The sequence below is a fragment of the Oleiphilus sp. HI0043 genome (assembly GCF_001634935.1).
In genome coordinates, this window is record NZ_LWEY01001966.1 from 1 (window position 1) to 717 (window position 717).

Genomic DNA, 717 nt, shown 5'->3' on the forward strand with positions numbered 1-717 from the left:
AAGTAATCGGCTCAGTGAGCTGACTTCAGCTTTGGCTCACGACCCGAATGCAGCACTAAGGCAAGAGCAAGAACAATTAAAAGAGCGCCTGCAGGGCTTACGTTTAAAGATAGGGCAGCGTATGAGTAACCTGGTTGCGCCTGAAGATATGGCAAACCTTATGAAAAAGGTCTTATCTGACTACAAAGGCTTGAGCTTGCTAAGTGCCAAAAATCTACCGGTAGAGCCCTTGAACGTGAGTTTGGGGAGTACCACAGACGAATCAGATAAGACTAATGATAGCGCCATTTCTGCAGAGCCTCAGGCGGTTATATTTACGCATGGCTTTGAAATGGAATTGCGAGGAACTTATTTCCAGACGGTTGAATATTTACAGCAATTAGAAAGCTTGAGCGGCTTTTACTGGAGAATGCTGAGTTATAAAGTTGATCGGTACCCTAATGCGACGATAAAAGTTCAGCTCAGTACTCTGAGCCTGGAAGAGGACTGGATCGGTGTTTAAAACTACAATTTACAAGAGCTCTTTAGTATTAGTGTTTGGCTTATGCTTAAGCGCTTCATTGTCGCTGTCCGCCAAACAAACTTATAGTTTGCCTGGCGGTGAGGTCTTGTCTGACCCAACAGCGCCGTATGGGGAAAAGAGAAAGGCTGCCGCGAAAACCAAGCGCCGTATGCCGAACTTCTCTCTCAACTATATAATGAGCGCAGGGGATAACC

The 717-nt window shown here is 45.7% G+C and carries 1 protein-coding gene; it reads left to right on the top strand.

What is annotated here, in order from left to right; all coding sequences use genetic code 11:
• A partial coding sequence (locus tag A3729_RS33710; protein WP_068634590.1) for a hypothetical protein occupies positions 1-502 on the top strand: 502 nt, incomplete at its 5' end.
• Positions 503-717: the final 215 nt, after the last annotated feature.